This window comes from Novosphingobium sp. Chol11, assembly GCF_900218065.1.
In the GTDB taxonomy this organism is placed as follows: domain Bacteria; phylum Pseudomonadota; class Alphaproteobacteria; order Sphingomonadales; family Sphingomonadaceae; genus Sphingobium; species Sphingobium agri.
Window position 1 is genome coordinate 192,910 of sequence record NZ_OBMU01000002.1, and the last position, 23,466, is coordinate 216,375.

17 protein-coding genes are annotated in these 23,466 nt (G+C 59.4%); 6 read left to right on the forward strand and 11 right to left on the reverse strand.

All coding sequences use genetic code 11. From position 1 onward, the window contains the following. Positions 1 to 11: 11 nt before the first annotated feature. Entirely contained in the window at positions 12 to 851 is an 840-nt protein-coding gene (locus NCHOL11_RS13580) for a TIGR02587 family membrane protein (RefSeq protein ID WP_097093080.1), read from the reverse strand. Positions 852 to 1,318: 467 nt separating this feature from the next. Between NCHOL11_RS13580 and NCHOL11_RS13585 the strand changes: the two genes are divergently transcribed. Then, the gene (locus NCHOL11_RS13585) at positions 1,319 to 2,437 is read left to right on the forward strand and encodes an App1 family protein (RefSeq protein WP_097093082.1); all 1,119 of its coding nucleotides are present in this window, start codon (positions 1,319 to 1,321) and stop codon (positions 2,435 to 2,437) included. 12 nt (positions 2,438 to 2,449) lie between these two features. Continuing rightward, a complete protein-coding gene (locus NCHOL11_RS13590; RefSeq protein WP_097093084.1) occupies positions 2,450 to 3,505 on the forward strand; it encodes a DUF3616 domain-containing protein in 1,056 nt (351 codons plus the stop codon). 400 nt (positions 3,506 to 3,905) lie between these two features. Here the strand turns inward: NCHOL11_RS13590 and NCHOL11_RS13595 are convergent, their stop codons facing one another. Both NCHOL11_RS13595 and NCHOL11_RS13605 read right to left on the reverse strand, forming a co-directional pair. Continuing rightward, positions 3,906 to 4,796 carry an ankyrin repeat domain-containing protein gene (locus tag NCHOL11_RS13595; RefSeq protein ID WP_141397868.1) on the reverse strand — a complete coding sequence of 297 codons (891 nt, stop codon included), beginning with the start codon at positions 4,794 to 4,796 and terminating at the stop codon, positions 3,906 to 3,908. 335 nt (positions 4,797 to 5,131) lie between these two features. Continuing rightward, entirely contained in the window at positions 5,132 to 5,452 is a 321-nt protein-coding gene (locus NCHOL11_RS13605) for a hypothetical protein (protein WP_037463930.1), read from the reverse strand. Positions 5,453 to 5,948: 496 nt separating this feature from the next. On the opposite strand from NCHOL11_RS13605, the gene NCHOL11_RS13610 reads away from it, so the two are divergent. Both NCHOL11_RS13610 and NCHOL11_RS13615 read left to right on the forward strand, forming a co-directional pair. Next, positions 5,949 to 6,269: a DUF485 domain-containing protein gene (locus NCHOL11_RS13610; RefSeq protein WP_097093089.1), complete on the forward strand. Its 321-nt coding sequence runs from the start codon at positions 5,949 to 5,951 to the stop codon at positions 6,267 to 6,269. Beyond that, positions 6,266 to 7,969, forward strand: a complete 1,704-nt coding sequence (locus NCHOL11_RS13615) for a cation acetate symporter (protein WP_097093091.1) — start codon at positions 6,266 to 6,268, stop codon at positions 7,967 to 7,969. The genes NCHOL11_RS13610 and NCHOL11_RS13615 overlap by 4 nt, the downstream gene beginning before the upstream one ends. A gap of 117 nt (positions 7,970 to 8,086) precedes the next feature. On the opposite strand, the gene NCHOL11_RS13620 is transcribed toward NCHOL11_RS13615, so the two are convergent. Beyond that, complete coding sequence (locus tag NCHOL11_RS13620; RefSeq protein WP_097093094.1) at positions 8,087 to 9,382, reverse strand: cation:proton antiporter; 1,296 nt, start codon at positions 9,380 to 9,382, stop codon at positions 8,087 to 8,089. Positions 9,383 to 9,690: 308 nt separating this feature from the next. On the opposite strand from NCHOL11_RS13620, the gene NCHOL11_RS13625 reads away from it, so the two are divergent. After that, positions 9,691 to 10,644: a mycofactocin-coupled SDR family oxidoreductase gene (locus tag NCHOL11_RS13625; protein WP_097093095.1), complete on the forward strand. Its 954-nt coding sequence runs from the start codon at positions 9,691 to 9,693 to the stop codon at positions 10,642 to 10,644. A 326-nt stretch (positions 10,645 to 10,970) separates the two neighbouring features. On the opposite strand, the gene NCHOL11_RS13630 is transcribed toward NCHOL11_RS13625, so the two are convergent. Then, the gene (locus NCHOL11_RS13630; RefSeq protein WP_176502274.1) at positions 10,971 to 15,767 is read right to left on the reverse strand and encodes an autotransporter domain-containing protein; all 4,797 of its coding nucleotides are present in this window, start codon (positions 15,765 to 15,767) and stop codon (positions 10,971 to 10,973) included. Between the two features lie 210 nt (positions 15,768 to 15,977). Here NCHOL11_RS13630 and NCHOL11_RS13635 point away from each other — a divergent pair, with 210 nt between their 5' ends. Continuing rightward, a complete protein-coding gene (locus NCHOL11_RS13635; RefSeq protein ID WP_097093098.1) occupies positions 15,978 to 17,072 on the forward strand; it encodes a helix-turn-helix transcriptional regulator in 1,095 nt (364 codons plus the stop codon). A gap of 261 nt (positions 17,073 to 17,333) precedes the next feature. On the opposite strand, the gene NCHOL11_RS13640 is transcribed toward NCHOL11_RS13635, so the two are convergent. The 6 genes from NCHOL11_RS13640 to NCHOL11_RS13665 form a co-directional block, all read right to left on the reverse strand. Further along, positions 17,334 to 17,858, reverse strand: coding sequence for a glycine cleavage system protein R (locus NCHOL11_RS13640; RefSeq protein ID WP_097093099.1), 525 nt, complete (start codon positions 17,856 to 17,858; stop codon positions 17,334 to 17,336). 318 nt (positions 17,859 to 18,176) lie between these two features. Continuing rightward, positions 18,177 to 19,784, reverse strand: coding sequence for a sensor histidine kinase (locus NCHOL11_RS13645; RefSeq protein ID WP_097093100.1), 1,608 nt, complete (start codon positions 19,782 to 19,784; stop codon positions 18,177 to 18,179). Continuing rightward, positions 19,784 to 20,152 (reverse strand): response regulator, encoded by a 369-nt coding sequence (locus NCHOL11_RS13650; protein ID WP_097093322.1) that lies wholly within the window; start codon positions 20,150 to 20,152, stop codon positions 19,784 to 19,786. The genes NCHOL11_RS13645 and NCHOL11_RS13650 overlap by 1 nt, the downstream gene beginning before the upstream one ends. Positions 20,153 to 20,189: 37 nt before the next feature. Then, positions 20,190 to 21,632, reverse strand: a complete 1,443-nt coding sequence (locus NCHOL11_RS13655; protein WP_255254842.1) for an ATPase domain-containing protein — start codon at positions 21,630 to 21,632, stop codon at positions 20,190 to 20,192. A gap of 170 nt (positions 21,633 to 21,802) precedes the next feature. Further along, entirely contained in the window at positions 21,803 to 22,330 is a 528-nt protein-coding gene (locus tag NCHOL11_RS13660) for a hemerythrin domain-containing protein (protein WP_097093101.1), read from the reverse strand. 486 nt (positions 22,331 to 22,816) lie between these two features. Then, positions 22,817 to 23,251, reverse strand: coding sequence for an AMP-binding protein (locus NCHOL11_RS13665; protein WP_141397870.1), 435 nt, complete (start codon positions 23,249 to 23,251; stop codon positions 22,817 to 22,819). Between the last annotated feature and the right edge of the window lie 215 nt (positions 23,252 to 23,466).

Genomic DNA, 23,466 nt, shown 5'->3' on the forward strand with positions numbered 1-23,466 from the left:
CCTGTTCTTCCTCAAACGACAAGGCGCGCGATGGCCGCACCGATGGATGCGGGAAAGCCGAGCACCGCTGCGCTCTCGGCCACGCTCGCCAGATCGCCATGGTCGAGCCGCCCGAAGGTCCAGAGCACGTAAAGGCTCATAAGGATGGCGATGGCATAGCCGGGCACGGTGAAGATCAGGAAGACCCTGCCCGCGCCATAGCCCTCCGGCGCCGCCTCCTGTCCTGTCAATCCGACATTGAACACCAACGCATGCAGGACGAACAGCGACACGCCCGCAAGGGCGAGGCTGTGCCATGGCGTCATCTTGAACGCGATGAGCAGCACCTCCTCCGTTGGCGCGATGTTGAAGGCAAGGAACAGCGCGCCCGCCATCATCAGGAACAACTGTCCCGCGTAGCCGGCGGTGCGCGCCTCCTGATCCTCTTCGCTCTCCCCGCCGCCGGCGCTGAACTGCTTGCGGGTGATCATCGCGCCGAAGCTGGTGGGGATGCTCTGGATGGCGATCATGCCCAGCATTTCATCAGGCGGGATGCTGGTGTTGGCCAGCGCCAATAGGAAGAGGACCGCAGTCGACGCGACCATGCCGATGGCGTAAGCGGCGAGGGCGTCGAGGATATCTTCCGTGACGCTGGAGGTCGGTTCGAACCCGCCAAAGCGCGACAGGATGACCAGCAGCAGAAAATTGGCGAGCAGGAAGAGCGCGAGGCGCCGCGGTTCGACGTTCATACCGAGCGACCACATCTCCATTGTCATCAAGAGAGGTAGGCCGAACAGCACCGCGCCCGCCAAGGCCCGCGCAACGCCGCGTGCATAGCCCCAGTTCGCATCGCTGTCCCACAAGGCCGTCATGCCGGATCAACGCCGCTCGGAAATATTGGTTCGATCGAGGAACGACCTTTTGCGGGGCGGCGCCCGCGCTGGCTTGTTGATGCTTGTACCCCGCTCCGGAAGCGGCCGCCGTCTCGCCCGTGTCAGGGTCGCGTCCCTGTCGGCGGTCCAGCCAGCGCATGGCCGGGGCGACGGTGAGCCCGTCGAGCAGGATCGGCACGAGGGCGGCGAGGCCCACGATTGCCCAAAGCCGCTCCGCACCCACCCTCCATGTGGTTGAGGCCAAGCCTGGACGCTCCGAGGCCCTGGTCGCCTTGGTTTGAAATCAGAAGTTTACCCGCTGGAAGGCTAGGTGATCGAAAGCAGCCCGTCCGGAGTCTGAGGGCAAAGACCGGTGGCTGAGTGGCCGGAAGGGATCGTAAGGTTCATCACCATCGAGGGGAAAGGCTCAGGACGGAACCGGCTGACGGTCCCCTCGTTGCTCAATCATGAATGAACAGCTCTCCCTGACAGGCACCTTTCTTCGTGCCGCAGCGGCTGGTCTGGAATCCGACATCGATCGGTTCGAAGATCTGCTTTTCAAAAATGATGACCTTGCTGGCAAAGTGCGGCTGCTAACCTATGCCGGCTACCGCAACGCCCATGAACTGCGTGTCTCAGGCCGCGTAATCCGTTACAGAGAGCCGCTCAATGCTGGCGAGGGAACATTGTCGCGACTGCGGGCGATGATGGCGATCTACAATAGTGAGGAGGTGCCCGGCGTCTGCGTGCGGTGCCATGCTTGTGGCGGGACTGCCGAGACGCGGTCCGATGAAGAGGGCTATTTCAGCTTCGCGCTTCCGATCGACAAGCCGCTACCGGATGCCACGAGCTGGGAAAGCGCGACGCTCTGGACGCCTGAGCAGGAGGCGCAATCGGCCAGCATCAGGGTGCCCATCATGGCACCTGCTGCGGATGATCATTGGGGCGTCATTTCCGACATTGACGATACAATCATCGAAACTGGTGCGACCAATTTCGTCAAGAACTGGCGCCGTGTGCTGGTCGATCAGCCGGACGACCGGCTGGCGGTGCCGGGGGCAGCAAAGCTCTACCAGATGATCGCGCATGACCATCAGGAACCCGTCCGGCCCTTCTTCTATGTGTCGTCCAGTCCGTGGAATCTCTATGGCTTCATTGCCGAGTTCATGGGGTTGAACGGGATCCCGCATGGGCCGATGTTCCTGACGGACTATGGTATCGACCGGGACAAGCTACTCAAGGTCGCGCATGGTACACATAAGCTGGCCGCCATCGAGGCGATCCTCTCATTCTATCCACAATTACGGTTCTTGCTGATTGGCGATAATGGGCAGCATGACGTGGAAATATACGCGCGCGCCGTTCAAGATTTTCCCGGCAGAGTGGCTGCGGTGTTCATCAGGGATGTTGAGGGAAGCTGCAAGCAGGGAACGAAGGCAGGGTTGCTGAACGGCATCGAGGCGGACGGCATTCCGGTCTACTGCGGAGCGGGCTTTAACGATGCTCTGACAGCCGCGAAAGAGCTTGAGCTTGATCGGCCGCTGGAAGCTGCAAAGGCGATAAGCGCAAAAGACCTGAGACCATGAGGATCGCTTAGCATGACCATGTGGTCTGACCCGGCTACCCCTGTCGATCAGGTGGAGCTTCGTTTCGGCGAGGGGCAGGATACTAAGCTCCTGCAGAACTTCTCTGGGGCGACCCGCTACAGGGACAGCCTGTTCCTCGCCGCCGATGAGCGTTGCGGTATCGACCGGCTCAGTCTGGAGGGTGGCATATGGGCAGACCATCACTGTTTTCAGCTGAGCAGTTTGTTGGACCTGGCGGATCCGGACGACGAAGCTGACCTGGAAGGGCTTGCAGTCGACGATGGTTGGCTGTGGATCGTCGGCAGCCATGCGCGCACGCGTCCAAAGCTGGGGAAGAAAAACGAGGACTGTATCGATCTCGACGAACTCGCGGACCTCAATGACACCCGACCTAGATGCCTGTTGGCTCGCATTCCTCTAAAGCAGCAAGGCAGGCAGTGGCTCCCGATTCACCAAGATGGGAAGCGCAGAAGCGGGCTGGTGCGGCAGACGAAGCGCGGCAATGCTCTATCCAAGCAGTTGCGTAAGGATCCGCTTCTTGCTCCTTTCACCAGGATCCCGGCTAAGGAGGGTGGGATCGACGTAGAGGGGGTCGCCGTTCTGGGGAGCCGGGTTGCGCTCGGCCTGCGCGGGCCGGTCATCAGAACCCATGCCGTTCTTCTTGAAATGGAGATCGTCGGCAAAAAGTCGGGCTCGCTTGAGTTGGTGGGCCCCATCGCCAAGCGGCTGCTTGATTTGGAAGGGCTCGGCATCCGGGATCTCAAACGCTGCGGCGACGATCTCCTCATTCTTGCTGGGCCGACGGTGGGACTGAGCGGTCCCTGTGCAATTTACAGGTGGGTTGGCTGGGCCCAGGATCCAGTGCAGCACGAACAAAGGGTTCGGCTGCACAGGCCAGAGCATCTGATAGACCTGCCGTTTGGGCGCGGGGTCGATCATCCGGAGGGTCTGGCGCTTTGGCCTAGCAAAGATAATGCAATTCTGGTCGTGTGCGACAGCCCTTCTGTTGAGCGGCTTGATACCGCCCGTAAGATCCTGAAGGCTGATCTTTTCAAGTTGCCCCTTTAGGTCTGCTTGGAAGACTGCTCACCAGCTATAATCGTTGCAGGAGGTGCCGGCTGACCCGGAGCACCATCCCGCGGCCAGCGGTTCCCATTTCGGAGGTGAGCGGAAGGTCCGCTGCTGAGAACAAATGAATGGCACCCAGACGACCACAAAGGGTCGAAAATCAAAGGTGCGAGGTTAGGCATTGGCTTGCCGATTGGTTCATGCCGCGGCACCTCTCGCAGCGATCCCATGATAACGACGACTCGCTCCCTGCAATTCGGCTGCGGCACAGCTCGAAAGCTAGGATCATGTTGAGGTGCGCTACCGTGGGTCTGCCTTCCCTGGGAAATAAACAGGCGGGCTATCTACCGCGTGCAAGCTAAAGACGATCAATAGCTCACGCCGACAGCGCACAGAGTTCTCACCAGTAACGACCGGTGTTTAGGCACTGTTGCCACCGCCGCATGGCGCGCATCTTTCCTGTCGTGTCGGAGGAGAGAGCCGCGTCGGCCTGATATTTCTGCTGACATTCCACCTTTCGACTTGCGGGCGGGTTGGATGTGGAAGGCTTCGCAGTGGCAGTTCCCAGCAGCGCCTTCATCTCGGGTGAGGTGGCGAGTTGAGGCGCGGTCTGGCCATCCTTGTTGCGGATAGTTCGTTTGGCCCCGTGATCTAGTAGGATCTTGGCCAAAGCAACCCGATCCCGATCTGCGGCGTGATGAAGTAGCGTCCAGCCATATTGGTCCTGATCATCCACACCGACACAGTCTTCGATCAATCCGGTTAACTCGTCGGGATGATTGTACCAGATCGCATCCTTGGCCTTCAGAAATGGGCGCATGGCAGGGGACCGCCCGTCATTCACCTGTTCCGACCGAACCATAGCGCACATACCGTTTCCGGCAGGCTGTGTTGGCTGCGGGCGGCCGACGGCAGCGCCACCCGTCTGGCCAGCTGATCCAGCTGCGGTCGATGCTTTAACCATGGCCTTGCGAATTTCAGCCTGAACCATGGTTCCCAGAGCCATCTGATAAGGCGTGCTGCCCGAGCGTGATTTTAGGCTTGGATCGGCACCGCGAGCGAGGAGCGCCCTTACCATTTCGAGGTTCCCGGCATCCGCAGCATAGTGAAGAAGACTGAAGCCTTCCTCGGCTTGCATATTCACATCGAACTGACCGCTGTCCACAATCCTCAGAGCCTCAGCATTTTGCTTAACTCCCAGATAATAGCGTGCATCATCGAAGGGATCGCCTGCAATGGCGGCAGAAGACATAAAGAGGGCAGTTAACCCTATCAGCATATTACGGAACAAAGTTATCTACTCCCCCAAAAGTGGCATGTACTGCCTCTATATTGCCTCCACCGCCGAGGTGCAGCTTATGGGTGCGCACGCTCATGACTATTTCCTGCGCCGCCGTCGCACGGCGCGGGCGCAGAACTCGCTCAGTGCTGCAACCAAGAGCGCTAGAACGGTCGCTGCCAAGAGGACGAGAAGACCGATCAGCACCCATCCGGCGATCTCGGTTCCCCCGTCGATCCCGCAGCAGCGTATGCTCACAACTCCATAGGCGAGGGGTGCTAATAAGGCGATGGCACCGGCGAAAGCCAAGGCGGCGGAAATTTTCGCCGCCCAACTGATCTGCAACTTCAGTTTTGCACCCAGACCTTCATGTTCGCACCGCCAGCGGAGACGACGTTCGCTCCTCCTGCTGAGACAACATTGGCGCCGCCTGCGGAAACGACTCCTGCGCCACCCACAACAGGGTATTTTTGGCCGTTAAATTCCACAACCGCCGAACCGTCTTTGACGTGAACCTTGGCTCCTGCAGGCACGCGCAGATCGATCTGCTTCTTACGGTGGTAGGGGAATTGCGGACCGTTATTATTGTCCCACGGAGCGCAGCCCCAAACGAAGATGTTGACCACCCCATTGCATCCGGTGCCAGCTTCAGCCGGCACAGCGGTCATCCCGACTGTGACTAGACCCGCAGCAACGGCCACGGCCCGAACATGTGAACGCATAGATCCCCCAATAGTCTCCCAAACAGCCGAGGCTGCTAAAAGGCTGATTTAGCTAAGTGAAGCGTCAAGGGAAAGTAAAAAGCACAGCATGATCCCACATGGATGTCATTCTCCTAAAATTCTCGAGATCGAGCTCATCGTCGATGAAACATCACCCATTCACTAAAATAGATCAATGATCTTAGTTGATGCGTTTTTCCGCCGTCGATCATTGATTATGCGAGATAGCTGGACTTCTCCGGCATGTGGAATAGGAAAACTGTAGATACGCCTCTGTGGTTTGATGCGGTTATACTTTCGGACACGCTTTTGTCCGGGCGAAGGCTAGAGCGGACGGTCCGCAGCTCGCGAGCGCAAATTGTCATCTTAGCGGCTTGAGGGTGTCGGGCTTGCAATCCCATGCTTCAACCCTATCGTCACGCAACAAAGGGGGGGTGCGGTTATGACCGATGGAGAGGAAGCGGCGCTGATTTCGGCTATGACAGCCGACACGCGCTATGTGATGTTGGTAAGACGTCGCTCGCGGCTCGGCTGGTGGTTGTCGGCAATAATCTTCCTTACCTTCCTGGGATATTTGATGCTGATCGCGTTCGACAAGGCGCTGCTGGGAACGCCCATTGCGGGAGGCGTTACTTCTCTTGGTATTCCGGTCGGCCTTGGCGTTATCCTGCTCGCCGTAGCTCTGACTGCCACCTACGTCGTCTACGCCAATCGCCATTTTGACGCAGCTATGGCGAACATTCTGAAGGATCATGGCGCATGAAGGCTGCTTTGGCTGCCCTCACTTTTCCGTTGATCCTTCTGCCGGCACCGGGTTTCGCTGCTGCGCTAGAGGGGGAAGCTCAGCGTCAGCCGATCAACTGGGTAGCGATCGCCATGTTTGTGGCCTTCGTCGGGCTGACACTTTGGATTACCAAGGCCGCCGCCGCGCGGACGCGCACCGCGTCGGATTTCTATACGGCTGGCGGCGGCATCACGGGCTTTCAAAACGGCTTGGCCATGGCTGGCGACTACATGTCGGCGGCCTCTTTCCTTGGTATTTCGGCACAGATTTTCAATGATGGCTATGACGGCCTCATCTACTCGACAGGCTTCCTCGTTGGCTGGCCGATCCTGCTCTTCCTGATGGCGGAACGGCTGCGAAACCTGGGGCGATATACCTTTGCTGATGTGGCGTCCTATCGCTTCGCCCAAGCGCCGGTTCGCAGCTTCGCGGCGGCCAGCACGTTGCTGGTCGTCAGCTTTTACCTGATTGCGCAGATGGTCGGAGCCGGACAACTCATCAAGCTCCTGTTCGGCCTCCCCTATACCGTTGCAGTGCTGATCGTCGGCATCCTCATGATGCTCTACGTGTTGTTCGGAGGTATGCGCGCCACAACGTGGGTCCAGATCATAAAAGCGGTGCTGCTGCTCGGCGGGGCGAGCTTCATGGCGTTCATGGTCATGGCGCATATGGGCTTTTCATTTGAGGCCCTCTTTGCTCGCGCTGTAGAGGTGAAAGCGGGCGCCGCGCTTGCAAAGGGGGTGAACGGAGTTGAAGCCGCGGCGCAAGGCCGGTCGATCATGGCGCCAGGCAACTTCATCAAGGATCCCGTTTCCGCCATTTCGTTTGGCCTGGCGCTGATGTTGGGTACTGCGGGCCTGCCCCACATTCTCATGCGCTTCTTCACCGTTCCTGACGCCAAGGAAGCGCGCAAATCCGTGCTCTGGGCCACAGGCTGGATAGGCTATTTCTATATCCTCACTTTCATCATCGGCTTCGGAGCGATCGTGCTCGTCGGGACTGAGCCCAGTTATCTAGACGCAGAAGGAGCGCTGCGGGGCGGCGGCAATATGGCCGCCATCCATCTCGCGCACGCAATCGGCGGCAACGCCTTTCTTGGCTTCATTTCAGCGGTCGCCTTTGCGACTATCCTAGCTGTCGTAGCTGGGTTGACGCTGTCCGGAGCCTCGGCAGTGAGCCATGATCTTTATGCCACCGTATTTAGACACGGCAACGCTACGTCCGCAGACGAACTCCGCATGTCACGTCTGACCACCCTGGCGCTTGGCGCATTGGCGGTTCTGTTGGGCCTGGTGTTCGAAAAGCAAAATGTCGCTTTCATGGTCAGCCTGGCCTTCGCGCTGGCAGCTTCAGGGAATTTTCCGGTGCTTATTCTCTCGTTGCTTTGGAGCGGATGTACTACACGCGGCGCTGCATGTGGCGGCACAATCGGGCTGCTCACTGCTTTTGTGCTCACTCTGCTCTCACCAGCAGTGTGGACCAACACCTTCGATCTCGGAACTGCGCCATTCCCCTATAGTTCAGCAGCGATCTTTTCAGTTCCTGCGGGCTTCATCGCAATTTGGCTGATCTCGCTTTTGGATCGCTCCCAGCGCGCTGTGATCGACAAGGCGGGCTATCCGGCGCAACGGGTGCGGGCGGAGACTGGCATAGGAGCTTTTGCCGCGAGCGATCACTGATACTCTCGCGAGGTTGGGCGCGGCGAGTACCGGTATTAGCGGCAGCTTTCCGGAGCTTCATCTCTGCTCGGGAAGGATCGTCTTGGGTCGCTCTCGCTGGCATGGGCGAGCGCTGGATCAGGCTTTGCCCCGATCATGAGCCTCATCCGTCGTCTCGCCCTTGTCCGGATCACGCCCCTCGCGGCGATCCAACCACCGCATAGCGGGCGTCACCGTTAGGCCATGAAGCAGGATTGAGACCAAAGCCGCCAGACCCACGACGGCCCAGAGGCGGTCCGGGTCACCAACATCCATGTGGTTAAGCCCATAAGCGAGATAGTAGAAGGAGCCGACACCGCGTATACCGAAGAAAGCGATCGTCAGATTTTCAAAGCGGTTCGCCTGGAAGCCCGTTAGCGCGACGAGCCCTGTGGCAGGCCGCACCACAAGCAGGATCAGCAGCACAAATGCCGCGTCCATTGCTTGGAGTGGGGCAAGCAGACCGGTTATGAGAGCTCCGCCGAACAGGAGCAGGAGAACCATCATGGCAAGGCGTTCGATCTGCTCGGTAAGATCGTGCATTTGCACGTTGAACTCATGGTCGCGATGTGACGCACGCAGCGTCAGCGCCGTTACAAAAACCGCCAGGAAGCCATAGCAGTTGATGATTTCCGTAGCGCCATAGGAGATGAACGTGGCGGCGATGGCAATCAGGCCATCGCCGGTCTTCGCGAGCTTCGTCTCTGCCGGAATATGGAAGGTCAGCCATCCAAAGAGTTTACCAATCAACCAGCCGCCGCCCACGCCTGCAACTACCTCCCAGACTACATTGACGCCGAACCAGCGGCCAAACCATGGCTCCCCGGCACTCGCTGCGAGCACGATGGCGAGATGGACGAACGGAAAGGCAAGGCCGTCATTGAGCCCTGCTTCCGAGGTCAGCCCGAACCGGACTTCATCTTCTTCACCGCTCCGAGGAGGGCCGACCTGAACATCGGCGGCAAGAACGGGATCGGTGGGCGCGAGGCTGGCGGCGAGCAAGAGAGCGATGCTCCATGGCAGGCCCAGCAAGGCCGCGCCCATCAGCGTGATGATGCCGATGCCGAGCGGCATGGTGATCGCAAGCAAACGCCAGGTTACGCCCCAGCGCCGCCAGTGAAAGGGGCGGTCAAGCTTCAACCCTGCGCCCATCAGTGCGATAATCACCACAAATTCGCTGAAGCGTTCGGTGATAACGGGATAGTTGATCGGCGAAGGCCGGAACTTCACCTCCGGCAAACAGAAGATGCCAGCGCCTATGAGGATGCACACGATGGGTAACGACAGCGGGAGCTTTTTCAGCGCAAGCGGCAGCCAAGCGACCAGCGCTATCAGGAACCCCGCGCCTGTCAGCATCAGAATATACGGCTCGGGCGCAGTGAAAGGCAGATCCATCAACCGCTAACGCGCCGGTTGCAAGGACGTTGCTGGCCCTCTCTCCACCGCGTACCCTCACATTCCATAGCAGCGACTGTACGGCCTCCATCAACCGCTCAATAGCTGTGGCCGACATGCAGTTTGCTGGGGGACCGGACGCCTCGCCCTGCTGCCCTTTTCGCAGGCAAATGCCACTTCTGCGGACGCCCATGTCCTTGCGGAGCTAGGCTCTTGATGGTCTTCGTCAGAGGCTTGACGTAGATCGCTGCACCGTGGAACCTCCCTTGAAAGAGGGTCCCGAAACCACTGTTCGAGAGGATTGAGCCATGCCTGGAGACGACCCAACTATCTCACGGCGCCAGTTCGTAGCTTCAGCGGGTGCTGTCACTGCATCGTCGGCTATCGGCACGGCCCAAGCAGCGGCACCAGAACGGTCCGCTGGTCGATTTGCCGGTAAAGTGGCTTGGATTACCGGCGGCGCACGTGGTCAAGGTCGCAGTCATGCTCAGCGTCTTGCCGCGGAGGGCGCTGACATCATTATTTCCGACAGCGTGACTTCGCTGCCGACGATCGAATACCCTATGGCAAGCCAAGCGGACCTGGATGAGACCGCGGGGATGGTACGTGCAATGGGGCGGCGGGTGCTAGCGCTCAGGTCCGACGTACGCGACCCTGACGCGGTCACGGAAGTCGCGCAAAAAGGCGTCGAAATGTTCGGCAGGATTGATCTGTTGGTCGCTAATGCGGGTGTGTACGGCACTTCCCCCTTGGCGTCCATGAGCGACGGCTTGTTCGATGATGTCCTGCGCACCAACCTCTATGGCGTCTTCCACAGCATGCGCGCCGTGCTCCCGGGCATGGTCGCGCGCCGGTATGGGCGCATTGTTGCCATCGCATCGCTAGCTGCTCGAACGGGGCAGATGAACTCGGGCGCTTATTGCGCATCCAAATGGGGCGTCATTGGAATGGTCAAGGCCACCGCATTGGAGGTCGCGAAGAGCAATGTGACGGTAAATTGCGTTTGCCCGACCGGCGTCAACACTCCGCTGCTCAATAACGCGGCCGCGTGGAAGCGGGCCTTGCCTGGCGACGCGGAGCCCAGCCGGGAAAAATTCGAGGCGAAAATGCGCCTCCATCCATTCGCCCCCCAAGGTGTGCCTTGGGTGGAACCGGCTGACGTCAGCGACAGCGTCCTGTTCCTCCTGTCTGAAGAAGCACGGCATATCACTGGTTCAGCCATTGACGTGGCGGCGGGAAGCATGGCCAGTAACGTCGCGTAGATGCCCTTTTTTCTGGTGCCGTCATGCATTGATAAAAGGCTGCAAAAACGCGTCACCGATCGCGGTGGATTTCAGCGGCTAAGTCCGCTGAACCCACAGCCGGCCGCGAGTGGATGCTTCAATGGAGAGCTAACTTACCGCTGCCGGACGAGATAAACTTACTCCTGAATATGCAACAAGGATCCAAAAGCTGAAGCGACCGCGCGCCACACTTTATTCTGCCCGGTCCATCAGCGGCTCTTATCTGGAACCTTAGTTCGGTGGGCTGCCAACCGTGCGATCGGCAGCCCGCTTGCATGCTCCAGATATTTTTGGGCTCTCGAGCCTCAGAATGCGAAACGCACGCCAACGTTCACGTTGTGACCGTGACCGCCACCAAACTCGCCCTGATAGGCGCCGTAGAGGCTGAGGCCTGCAGCAAGGTCATAGCTGGCGCCAGCGCCGATGGTTGCCATAGTTCCCTTACGTCCCGCGCCCAAGACCGCGAACCGTTCGGCGTTGCCAACAAATCCAGCCCGAGCGGAAGAGCGCTCGCCTTCAAGCTGATGACGCAACCCCGCCGACACCCATGGGTGGAACATCGCGCCTTCGCCGAGGCCGCCCTTCAGCTTGATCGCACCATCGACGAAGGTCGCGCTCGTTTTCTTGCTGTCAACCGCCAGAGCGAAAGCCGCACTGCCTGTTTCGCTCGCCGATCCACGGCGGGTCGAGATGTGGGTCACGCCCGCTTCAGGGCGAACGGCCCAACTGCCCAGGGGAATGCTGTAGCCGACCGTGCCGTCCAGCACCAGGCTGCGCAGGCGATAGTCGCCGGACAGCGCGGTGCTCCCGGGTATCGTGCGGCGGGTGTGCGCCTCGCTCCAATCATAGGCGATCGTCATCGTCCCGTCGAAGCCACCGCTCAGGAAGTGGCCCGAAAGACCGGCAACCAGACCATTGGCGTCTGTCCGGGCGCCCAGGCGTGCGATTGTCTGGCGACTGTCGATATAACCAATGAACGCACCAACTGATGCATTTGCGCTACCAAAGCCAATCCCACCGACGATGCCATAGCTATGGCTCCTAGCCGACGATGTACCGACTGAGCCGCGGCCCTTGAGCGTGCGCCAATCGCCGAGCCCCTGCGCAAAGCTGAAGGGGCCGGCGGTCTCGCGCGTTGTTGCGGCAAGGCCGGCCCGGCCAGCCTTGGCGAGGACCAGCCCTTGTTCCACACCAAGCTGAGACGCGCTGGCATAGGCTTCGGGCGTCAATTGCCCGAACGCCGCCGCATTGGCGGTGCCGCCGCTCAGCAGTACCGGAACCGCACTGATTAGCGCTGTACTGGCTGTTCCGGCGACCAGCAGGTCGTTGACATAATCCACGGCCGCATTGGCCTGGAACGAAATCCCGGTGGGAGCAACGAAGGTTCCAAGCAGCTGCAATGTGGCGCCATTGTTACGCAACACGCCGACAATTCCCGGATCCCGATTCACGATGTCGAAGTCACCAGTGATCGCGCCGCCGCCGTTCACCACGATCAGATCACGCGATGCACCCGGTGTCAGCGAACCGGTGAGGTTGACGGTCGTATTATCGCCGATCGTTACCGAGCCGCCATTGACGACGATCTGATCGCTCTCGCCCACGGGCACGAACTCGAACGTCGTGGTCGTGCCGTTGGCGATCGTCAGATTGCCGTTGATCGTCATGATAGCGGGGGACGCGCCCGGCGACAGGGTGCCGCCCGTACCGATCGTGACATCGCCGCTCACCGTGCCTGCGGTGCCGAAGGTACCGCCGCTGGTGACATCAACCGATCCGGTGAGGGTTGATCCTGCCTGACCGATAAGCCGGCCTCCAGACACATTTACCGCCTCGACATTGAGGTCGCCGGTGAAGCTGTTGACGCCAGCTGTGTTATTCACCTGCTCGAAGCCTGTGAAAGCTGACCCGTCGATCGTGGTCTGGGCCGCATAGGTGCTGCCGGTGTTGAAGGCGAGGACATCGGTGCCGCTGCCTGCGGCAACCGTGCCGCCAAAGCTGCCACCGGTGCCGATTGTCAGCATGTCAGCGCCCGCACCCAGATCCACGTCGCCCGAGATGGCGCCGCTATTGACCAGACTATCGGTGCCGCTTCCAGCCAGGACATTCCCGTTGATCGTCCCACCCTGGTTGCTGATCGTGTTCGCGCCATTGCCGGTGATGATGTTGCCGGTGATCGAGCCGCCGGATGCGTTGGTCAGAAGATTGTTGCCTTCGCCAAGATCCACATTGCCCACAACCTCGCCGCTATTCGAGATGCTGACGCTTTGGCTGCCACCGCTGATCGCTGTCTCGCCAGGAGCCACGACGATGCTGGACCCTTGCGTGAGGTTCAGTTCACCGCCGCTGGATACCTCTACCGTCTGCTGGACTACGACCTTACCTGTGCCAATGATCTTTTCGACTTCGAAGCTTGCGAACAGCTGGCGAAGTGCCGGATCGATCGATCCGGTGTAGGTCGTACCGGTGATATCGAAGGAAAGAATGTCCTCTCCAGCGCCGCCGTCGACCGTTCCATTCAGTACAGCTGAGCTGAGCAGGTGCGTGAAGCTGTCATTGCCCTCGCCCATACGGACCGTGCCGGTGATGGTGCCCGCATTGGTGATCGCGTCATTGCCCTCACGCATGTAGATGTCGCCGCTGATCTGACCGGCATTGTCGATGCGGTCATCGCCAGCATTGAGGTCGATCGAGCCGATGATGACGCCGGTCGCGCTATTCGTGACATGGTCGGTAGAAGGTAGATAACCGCTTTCGTCATCCAACTGGTCACCGCTGGTGTGGATCGCCCCTGCAAGATAGCCATTGGGCTGGCCGATCGCATTGTCGATGATGGGCGTGTTGGGGAAATAGTTGGTTCCAGCTCCACCCTGGATGGTACCGCTGTTGACGATGTTGATGGTCTTGGCTGCGACAGCCACGGCCACGCTATGGCTGCCCTCGGTATTAGCGATCGGGCTGTAGACCCAGAAGGGTTGGGGAAGCCCCTGCACCTGCGCCCCGACGACGGCCGTCAGCCCACCGCCGGCCTGGATGACGCCGCCTTCCAGATTCTCGATGTTTACGGTGCCAGCGCCGCTACTTTCAACGTCCACGCCCAGAGCTGCGATCTGCGATACATAGGCCGTGTTTTGTCCCAGGCCGATAAATTGGCCCGGTGTGACCGTTGCGCCTCCAGTTGCCTTGATCGTACCGCCGTTGACGAGGTTGACTGTCGCACTGGCGGCCGGAGCGCCCAGGATTTCGTCATCGCCAGCCTCTACTTCGAGGACAAGGCCCGAGCCGCCCCTGTCCTGACCAAGGATGCTGCCGCTGTTGTTGAACGTGATCGTCTGGCTTTCATCGGTCTCGGATTCCACGTCGAAGGCGGACATGCCGCCAAACAGCGGAGGTTCGCCCTGATTGATGGCCAGCTCGGTACGAGTCACAGTGCCGCTATTGTCAAAGCTCGCCACTCTGTTGGCGATGTTGATCTCGGCCGCGCCTTCGATTGCGCCGGTGTTGGCAAAAGCAAAGTTCTGGGCGGGGATGTCCAACACATCATCGTCGCCCGGGCCATCATCCTGCAACAGACCGGTGCGGATGAGCAGTGCCTGACCGCCTTCCCGCGCCGAGGCTAATATCTTGCCGTGATTCTCGAAGTTGAGGTTTTGAGAGGCGACCGCAGCATAGAAGCCATCCCTGATCTCGCCATCCGCCGTGTTGATGATGGACGCGCTGTCCGCATTATATTCATCGTTGGCATTCGGCAGCACCAGGTCCAACGCACCAACCTTCAGCGTCAGGCCACGCTGAAAATATCCGTTGGCATCGATACCCGCGATCAAGCCGCTGTTGGTGAAGGAGAAGACATCCGCTGCAACATTTGCATCCAGGCCGCCGGTTATGATGCCGCTGTTCTCGATCGTCGCCCCCGCCACGCTGGTGGTTTCCAGCGCCTGCCGTATGCGAACCGCGGCATTTACGCCGTCATCAAATTCCCATTCGATATCCGTGGTGAAGGAGCGCGAGCCGGTGAACGTCGTCTCGATCGTGCCTGCATTGCGGAAAAGGAAATTCTCCCCTGCCGAAGTGGTGATGATCGAACCAATGCCGCTGGTGACCAGATTGATCTCATCATTGTTGACGAAGCTGGCGGTGGCGATGCGGATGTCGCCATTAACGGTGCCTTCATTGGTGAAGCTTGTCAGTGCATCGCCATAGGTCGGCGTGTAAAGTGGAACAGTGCCCGGCTGCACATTGGAGCGCTGGAAGGTCGCGAAGCGCTGCTGATAATAGCCGATCGCGGCGGGGACGATGGTCACGCCTTGAGGGTAGAGGCCAGACGTGTTGAGCAGGTTTATCGTGCCGTTGTTCACGACATTGCCATCTCCCATCAAGCTGATCGACGTTCCCTGTCCTGAGAGGGTCAGCGTGGTAGCACCGCCTCGCACCTCGAACCCTTCGATTTCGAAGGTCGCGGGCAGCGCGCGTGTTCCCAGCTGAAGCGACTGCGATTGGCTGTAGCTTCGGGTGTAGATGTCGATGCCGCCACCGGCCGCGATGGTACCAGTCACCCCGTCATCACTACCGCGCTGGATGAAGTTGGCGGTACTAAAACCAGTGCCGAGCTGCAGATTGCCGTTCAGCGTGCCCCCATCGGAAATATAATAATAGACCGCACCAGCCAGCGGATTCTGCGGCGCGGAGGGCGTGGGCTCAACATAGGACACATTGCCGTTGATCGTGCCAGCGTTGGTCACATTGAAGCTGAGCAAGGGAATGCCCGTCCGGGCAGGCGCGATGATCGCGTTTGTACCCCCGCCAATGACCCCGCCGCTCGCATTGTTGACCGCGAGCACAACGGCCTGACCTGCGGTGATCGCTGGGTCGCCGGAGATCGCGCCGCTATTGTTGACGATGATGGCCGTGCCCAATGTGCCGGTGATCGGTCCCGTCGAACCGCTGTTGCTGATGATGCAGACCGGTCCGGCGCTGCCGTCGGGGCAGGTCAGGGTCGGCGCCTGTTGTGCTAGTGCGCTGCTGGCGCCAAGCGCAAGGACGCTGACACTCAGACCCAAACCGAGACGAATAGGCGTGCGCACAGAATTGCTGCCGATCATGTAGAAAACCCCTCCAGACGAATTGCCGCAGGGATAGGCAAAATGCGCCGGTGTCCGCATCCCCCGATGAGGGTATCGAACCACTGCTGCTAAAATATTGTGTTTCTCGATAGACCTGCCTAAATCCACTCGCTGATCACTCGACATTTTCGTGTGAGCAGCCAAAGATATTGACGTTCTGACCGGGTCGCGGGACAGGAACGAAACAGGGTGGAAGATAAGATTTGGGCGCTGGGCGAGCGTTTCGCCATGGCTGCCATTGATGGGGATGAGTGGCTTGGCGCGTTGCGGGCCATGGCCGAACTGACTGGCAGCTCTTACGGCCAGCTTATCGGTTTTGCGCCCGGTGAGGTGCCCTTCAATTGGATCAATGATATAGGTCAAGATGAGATCGCCCGCTTTGTCGAGCAGGAGCGTGGCGATCCCAATATCAACGTCCGGGTGCGCGCGTCGCTGAATGACGAGGCATTCGTTATTCGGAGCGAAGCAGATTACCGTGCGGTTGGGCGCGGTTCTGGGTTCGATCTCTATCGGGAGATGTGCGACGCCTATGACATCATGGACGGCTGCCAAACCAAGTTGCTCGAAGGAGGCGGCCGGTTTGTCGGCTTAGCCCTCAATCGCAGCCGGAAGGATGGTAAGACCGACGCCGAGACGCGCGCACTTTTTGCCGCGATAGCCCCCCATGCGCGGCGGGCCGTCAAAATGCAGATCGCGCTTGAAAATCGCGGTTCGGCGTTGATCGCAGGCGCGCTCGAATATGTAGGTCTGCCGATCTTCATTTGCGACGAGGCTGGAAATTTGAAGGGAGAGACGGGCGAAGCTGCGGCGCTGCTTTCTGCCGGACGCTTCAGGGTGATGGACGGGAAGCTCGGTCTTCCGCACCCACGTGACGACGCGGCGCTGTTGAAGGCATTCGCGCGGCGGCATCGTCAACCTCTTGGGATAGAGACGTTGCTGCTGCACGGTGCCGGCAAGCAGATGCCTATGGTGTTCGATATCTGCCGCCTTCCTTCCCAGCCGTACCGGCTGAGCCTTGCCTCGCAAATTCTGGTCATCGTCCGTTCGGGTCGGCGCTGGCATGAGGCCGCCCCTGCTGTTTTGCGGGCAGCATTTGGCCTGTCTGCTGCTGAAGCCGAGGTCACATTGGCTCTCGCTAGGGGCGTGACGCGTGATCAGATCGCCGCTGCGCGGGAAACGAGCACCCAAACCGTCAAAACCCAGATCAAATCCATTTTCTCCAAGCTTGGAGTTAGTCGGGAGATGGATCTGACGGCGATGCTCGGGGACCTGCTCCGGCGATGAGGCAGCTCGGGCATCAGCCCGTCACAGGCAATCAAGCTGTTGGCGAAGAACAACTATTGAGCCCGGAGTTTTCCGCGCGTCTCCCCCGATCGGGGTATGACCTACCTCAGAGAGATCAGTAAGGAGAACCCGCGACCCGAAGGCTCACGGCTTAGCCGCTGAGACTTTAAACTGGCCCGGCTGACATCATGACGGCCAAGCTTTCTTTTTTGATTTCCTGGGGGACTAGCGCTTAGTCACGCGCGGGACGCGTGGCTCTTTCTAGCTCAAAGTGGGCTCGGGCAAAAAATCTACCATGATCTCGCCAGATATGGCTTCGAGTGCCTCCCGCACCTCGTCGGTAGAGAGGCCCGTGGGCAATGCAATCTGGACATTGGCGCGGAACAGCGGTGCGCCAGACCAGGCGCTTCCCTCGATCCTGGTAAGGAAGTCGTCGATATTGACGTCGAGCTTCGCAAGTGCCGAGGTCACTTCGCGAACTATTCCAGGACGATCCTGCCCTACGATTTCGATGGCCAGCGACAGCCCGCTGCGTTCTTCAGCATCCGCAGCCGCGATGATGTCGATCTTGATACCCATCGCATCGATGCCGCGGACCGCAGCTTCGAGTTCGTGCATCCGATCCTCGGGCAATTCAACCAGCACGGATCCAACATATTTACCACCCAAGCGCGAGAGATGGCTCTCAAGCCAATTACCGCCTGCAGCATACACCGCCTCTGCGACTGCGCGGGTCAGGCCGGGTCGGTCACTACCGACTACCGTCAAGATGACTGCTCGATCCATACCTCACCTCTATGCTGATCTCTGTTTCGCAATCATGATAGCGCATCCGGATCATTTTAAAGAGCAAAGTCTGGTTAGTAGAATGTCCGCGCTTGGACGCCGCGTGATCTCGGAGGAACGTCCAGCATCGGTCGACTGTTGCCGGAGGCGAGCGCCGGATCGTGGTACGTTGCTACCATTCCTGTAAGTGCGCGCGAACGGCGGCTTTCGGCAGGAGTGGACATGCGAGTTTTCCTTTCCGCCACGTCAGAACCACAAGAGTTGGCCGATAGCTGCCCGCGTTCTCCACCACTGCTCGTCAGCCGCCGTTGCGGTTCCTCAAGTAGACCCGTCAGGGGCTATTTCGTCGGAGACTGCAAGCTGAAGCCGGAAGCGCAATCCTTCCGGGCGAAAATCGAACTCGGCCCCGCTACCTTCGCCCCGAAGAGCGCGCTCAATCATTCTCGAGCCGAACCCCTTTCGCGTCGGCTGCGTTGCCTCCGGACCGCCGCGTTCGACCCATTGCAATTCTAGCACTTGGCCAGGCCCATCATCGGGACAATTCCAGGATATTTCCACCGCTCCATTCAGATTGGATAGCGCCCCATATTTTGCGGCGTTGGTGGAGAGTTCATGAAGTACCATCGCGAGCTGCAACGCCTTCTCCGAGGGGATCTCAATCTTCGTTCCGGAAATGTCGAACCGCTGACCTTCTTCGGCGGCGAACGGACTGACCGCTCGGCGAACAATATGCTCGACGTCGACCATCTCCCAGTCGCGCTGGGTGAGCAGATCATGCGCTTCAGACAGCGCGAGTAGACGAGAAATGAACGCATTGAGCTCAGCGCGAGGTGCCTCGCGAAACGTCTGCATCGCCACGGCTTGGATGGTAGCCAGCGTGTTCTTCACGCGGTGTTTCAATTCATGAAGGAGCAGCTCCTTCGAGTCCTCTGCACGCCTTCTGCGTTCGATTTCCAGTTGTGCCGCCGAGTGTAGCCGAGCGTTGTCCATCGCCACCGCCGTCTGCGCGGCAATCGCAGAAACAAGATTTTCCGTGCTGGAGGTGAACCGTGCCGGCTCGTCATGAGCGAAGAATAGCCCGCCGAGCACTTCGCCGGAAACAGAAGTCACCGGCACAGCCAGGTAGCTGACAACAGGAAGATGGCCAGCTGGCATGCCATAGTGCGGAGCGCTGTGGCCGTACCGGGCATCGGTGCGAATGTCATCGGACCGTACCACCCCTTCGCCAGCGAAGGTCGGCGCGAAAATTTTCGTATTCCGCGGCATCCCAAAACGGTCGAAGGCCTCCCGGGGTGCGCCCGAAAGAGTGTAGAGCTGGTAAGACTCGCCGGCGCTATCTTTGACATTGTAGAAGAAGGCGCCGAACTTGGCGCCCGTCAATTCGGTGCCAATATCGGTCACCGACTGTACAATCCGATCAAGGTCGAGATCGCGTGAGATCACGTTTGCAATCCGATTAAGGGTCTGCAGCCGGTCGGATTGTTGCGCCAGAAGGGCTTCGGTCTGCTTGCGCGCCGTGATATCGCGAGCGATCTTGGAAGCGCCGATGATCGATCCATCTGCCGCCTTGATAGGAGACACGGTTAGCGAGAGGTGGATGAGTGCGCCATCCTTGCGCTGGCGCATCGTCTCAAAGTGCTCGATCCGCTCGCCGCGTTTCAACCGCGCGATGATCTCGTTTTCTTCGGCCCTGCGATCCACCGGAATAAGCGTCAGGATCGACTTTCCTATGATCTCAGCAGGAGCGTAGCCGAAAATGCGCTCGGCTGCAGCGTTCCAGTCAGTGATGATCCCGTCGAGTGTCTTGCCGACAATCGCATCGTGGGATGACTCGACAATCGCAGCAAGCCGGTATGCAGCCGTCCAGGCATCACGCCCCACGGAATGCTCCCCATCGTTCAAATTCGCTTCGCTATCCGCAGCCATCAAGAACGACTCCCGCGAATGCCGAACTCTCCGACAGCAGTGAGCAGCCGGTCCATCGCGTAGGGCTTGTCGAAAACAAGGTCGAATAGGTCGCCTCGGGAGCGCGCCTGCGCTCCCTGCGCGCCGCTTACAAGGACTATAGGGATGCGTTGCAGCGCCGTGTCTGCTCTCATTGCCTCGGCAAGTTCCAGGCCTGTCATCAAGGGCATCATGAAGTCGGTAATGACCAGATCGGGAACGACATCGCGGATGATTTTGAGCGCAGCCGCGCCATGCGCGGCCTCGTGCACTTCATGTCCAGCCTCCTCAAGGCTTACCACGAGCATGTCCGCGATCAGAAATTCATCCTCTGCCACTACAATTCTCATGGAGAGCTCCATGGACGTGTCCGACCCATGGGGAGCGCTACGCCTCAAGAGGCTTGGCCAGCCCGGTTGAGATCCCAGTCGCGGGCTCAAAAGGACCTTTGATCGCGAGGCCGTGCCCATCGATGAACACCTCTTGCGGTGCGGATTGAAACGACTGATCGCGGATCTTCAAAACGGACATCACCCGCTTGTACTCGGCCCTGATCTCGACTTGGCGCATCAGTATCAAATTATCGAGCAGACTGGAAATCTCGGGACCGGGAGCTGCTACCTCGGACGCGAAAAGGTCACGCAACTCCCACGTGCCGATAGTAGTAACGCCCTTGGCCCGCAATTCGTTCGTCAGAGCGGCAAAAAATTCTACAAGCCGAGTCCGGTTAACAGTTGCGCGCTCGAACCCACCGAAGGAGTCGATGAACAGGCGCTTCACGCCGCGAGCGGAGACGGCGTCAAGAAGCCGATAGGCCATTTTGTCGAGGAGGTTTTCCGTCAGCGGCTGCCACAAGATTTCGACCACGCTTCTTTCGATATGTGCGCGGAGATCAAGACCCAGTGCGTTCGCCTTCAGCAAGAGGCGCTCCGGAGTTTCGTAAAAGCCGAAATGAAGGCCCGGTTCTTTCTCCGAAGCGGCAGAAAGAAAGTTCATGCCGAACGAGGTCTTCCCGCATCCGGAAGGCCCGATCAGCAAAGTGATCGAGCCATGAGGAAGTCCTCCGCCCGTAATATCGTCGAACCCTTCGATGCCTGATCGAAGCGGTTTAGGATCCGGCTCGTCTTTGACCGACGGCGTGTCAAATGCAGCTTCTATCCGCGGGAAGACCGAGATGCCGCCATTTGCGATCTCATATTGATGATAACCGCCGAGAGCTGCGCTGCCGCGAGATTTGCGGACACGAAGACGTCGGACGGTGCGTACACCGACGAGCTCGTCATGAAGCTCCAGAACGCCATCCACCATCGTGTGCTCCGGGCTATCGTCCTGAACCCTGGCGCTCGTGAGGAAAAGAACAGTGCAACCAACGAAGGCTGCTTGGCTTTGCACTTCGGCGACGAAGGTTTTCACGTCGAGGTCAGTCTCTGCGCGGTCGCGAGCGTTCAGAAGACCGTCGAAGACGATCAGCGAGGCGTCCTGGCGCTTGGTCTCCTTGCGAAGCAGGTCCACGACAGCTCCCAACCCCTCCTTGCTCAGGGTCTGAAACACACTGACATAGACGATGTTGCTGCCAAGCTGGTTCTTCTCGAAAAAACTCAGGGTCGACAGGGATTGAAAAAGGCGATCGTGCGTCTCTGCGAGCAGGGTGACGTAAAGCACCTTCTTCCCGGCAGCGGCCGTGGCGAACGCAATCTGATTTCCAAGGATCGTCTTGCCTGCTCCGGGCTGTCCTTGCACAATGTAGGACGCGCCCTCAATAAGGCCACCGCCGAAAATGGTATCAAGACCGGGGATGCCGGTGGAGAACCGGGGCGGTAACAGGGTCACAGACAACCTCGCAAGCAGAACGGCCGAGAGACCAATGCTCCTGCCGATAGCAGCCTCGACATCAATCGTCTTGAAGAAAAATTGAGCTTCTTGAGGTGTTGTGAGATATGAGAAGCTGGCCAGGGCACGGCGTGCGAGGAAGGCCGCGCGCCATGCTCCTGCCCGGGGTTTTACTTGCCCGCTTGCGCCATCAGCTCCGCCTTCCGCTCGGCGAGTTGAAGGCCGAGCGCCTTCAGGTCCAGATCGCTGTCACGGCTTTCAGGGAACATCTCCTTTTCCTCTTCTTCGACATGATGGTTCACATATTCGCCCAGAACGGTGACCTTCGCATCGAACAGCCGGTCGCCCGCCTTCATCGACTGTATCTCGGTGATCAGCTGCTTGGCGCTGGCATGCTCGACCTCGGCTTCGTCGAGCAGATCGTCGTCGTCGATTGCGTCGCGCGCAGCAGGGTAATAAATCTCCTCTTCGATCTGGGTGTGCACGGTGAGTGCAAGGCAAATGCGGTCGGCAAGCTCCTGCTTCTCCGCCTCTTCCTCGAGTTTCTCATACTCCTTGAACCAGTTTTTGACCTCGCGATGCTCATCCTTGAGCAGCTTGATCGCATCAGTCGGCTTGGCGGCTGCGCGCTGCGTCTTGCGCGCTGTTCTTGAACCGGGTTTCCCCTTCGATTTGCTCGCGGTTTTTGTCTCAGCCATGTGTTGCTCCTCGTGCGGAGCGATTTCTTCCGCTCCTCATCCGCAAGACAACTCACGAACGCGGGAAAGGTCGCCAGGGCAGTGGCACCGATAGAAGCATTCGCCTCGAGATCTGTTAAATAGCCGAGCAGGATCTGCTCACACTGCTAGACCTCCATCCGTAATGATGGGAAATGTGCGTCCGCTTTTGCCAGTAAGGCAAGCGAACTGAAATGCCGACCACTCGACGCACTGCCGTCTGGCCATACAACGGCGCGCTAATTGCTGGTCCAGTCGGAGTTGGCCGTTGGCAACCTCATCTCGAAGTGGCTTGCGGTGGTCGACAGCTGAGACATTCTTTTTCAGAAAACGGCAGCCATCTATCTGCGCCACTCCGGATGGGCCATTTGGCAATTGTCTCGGGCATCGGCATCGCCCCATAGTACAGGCGCTCGAGGCTAGTCAGATCGAAGCGTTCACGTTCGGGCGAGTCAAGCAGAGCCTGTATCATCGTCGGCACCGGATCACATCGGTGATCCGGTGCCGCTCGATTGCGCGCATTGTCTCCGCCGGATCGAAGCGCAGAATGATCGCATGACAGCCGCCAACGAGAGTCATCGAGTGGACGAACAGGGCGTCGGCGACGTGGAACATCGGGGCCACGTGCAAGAACCGCGCGCGCGACGTATCGATTCCCAACCCAGCCCAAAGCGCCAGCCCGTTCACGACATGGTTGACGTGGGTCATGATCACGCCCTTGGCACGGCCGGTCGTCCCGCCAGTGTAGAAAATGCTCGCCGCATCGCCCCCGCTGCGCCCAGCGTCGGCAATCGGGGCCGTATGCGCGACCAGCCGGTCCATTTCGGCTAGCGTCAGCGGCCGCGGCTGGCCGCTGTCTTGCTCAGCGCAGAAACAAAGAAGCGGCTGATGCGCCTCGTCCACCAGCACAAGTCCGGGGGCGGCAGTCGTCGAGGATGTAGGCGACCTCTCCCGGGCTTAGTCGGATATTGACCGGCAGGATGATACCGCCCGGGCACGGAACGCCAAAAAATGCTTCAAGGAACAGGTCGTTGTTGTCCGCGAGGACGGCAGTGCCTAGTGGACTGGCCGGGGGGACTCGCCGGCTTATCATGGCCGCCGACCTCAACCGCCCTTGG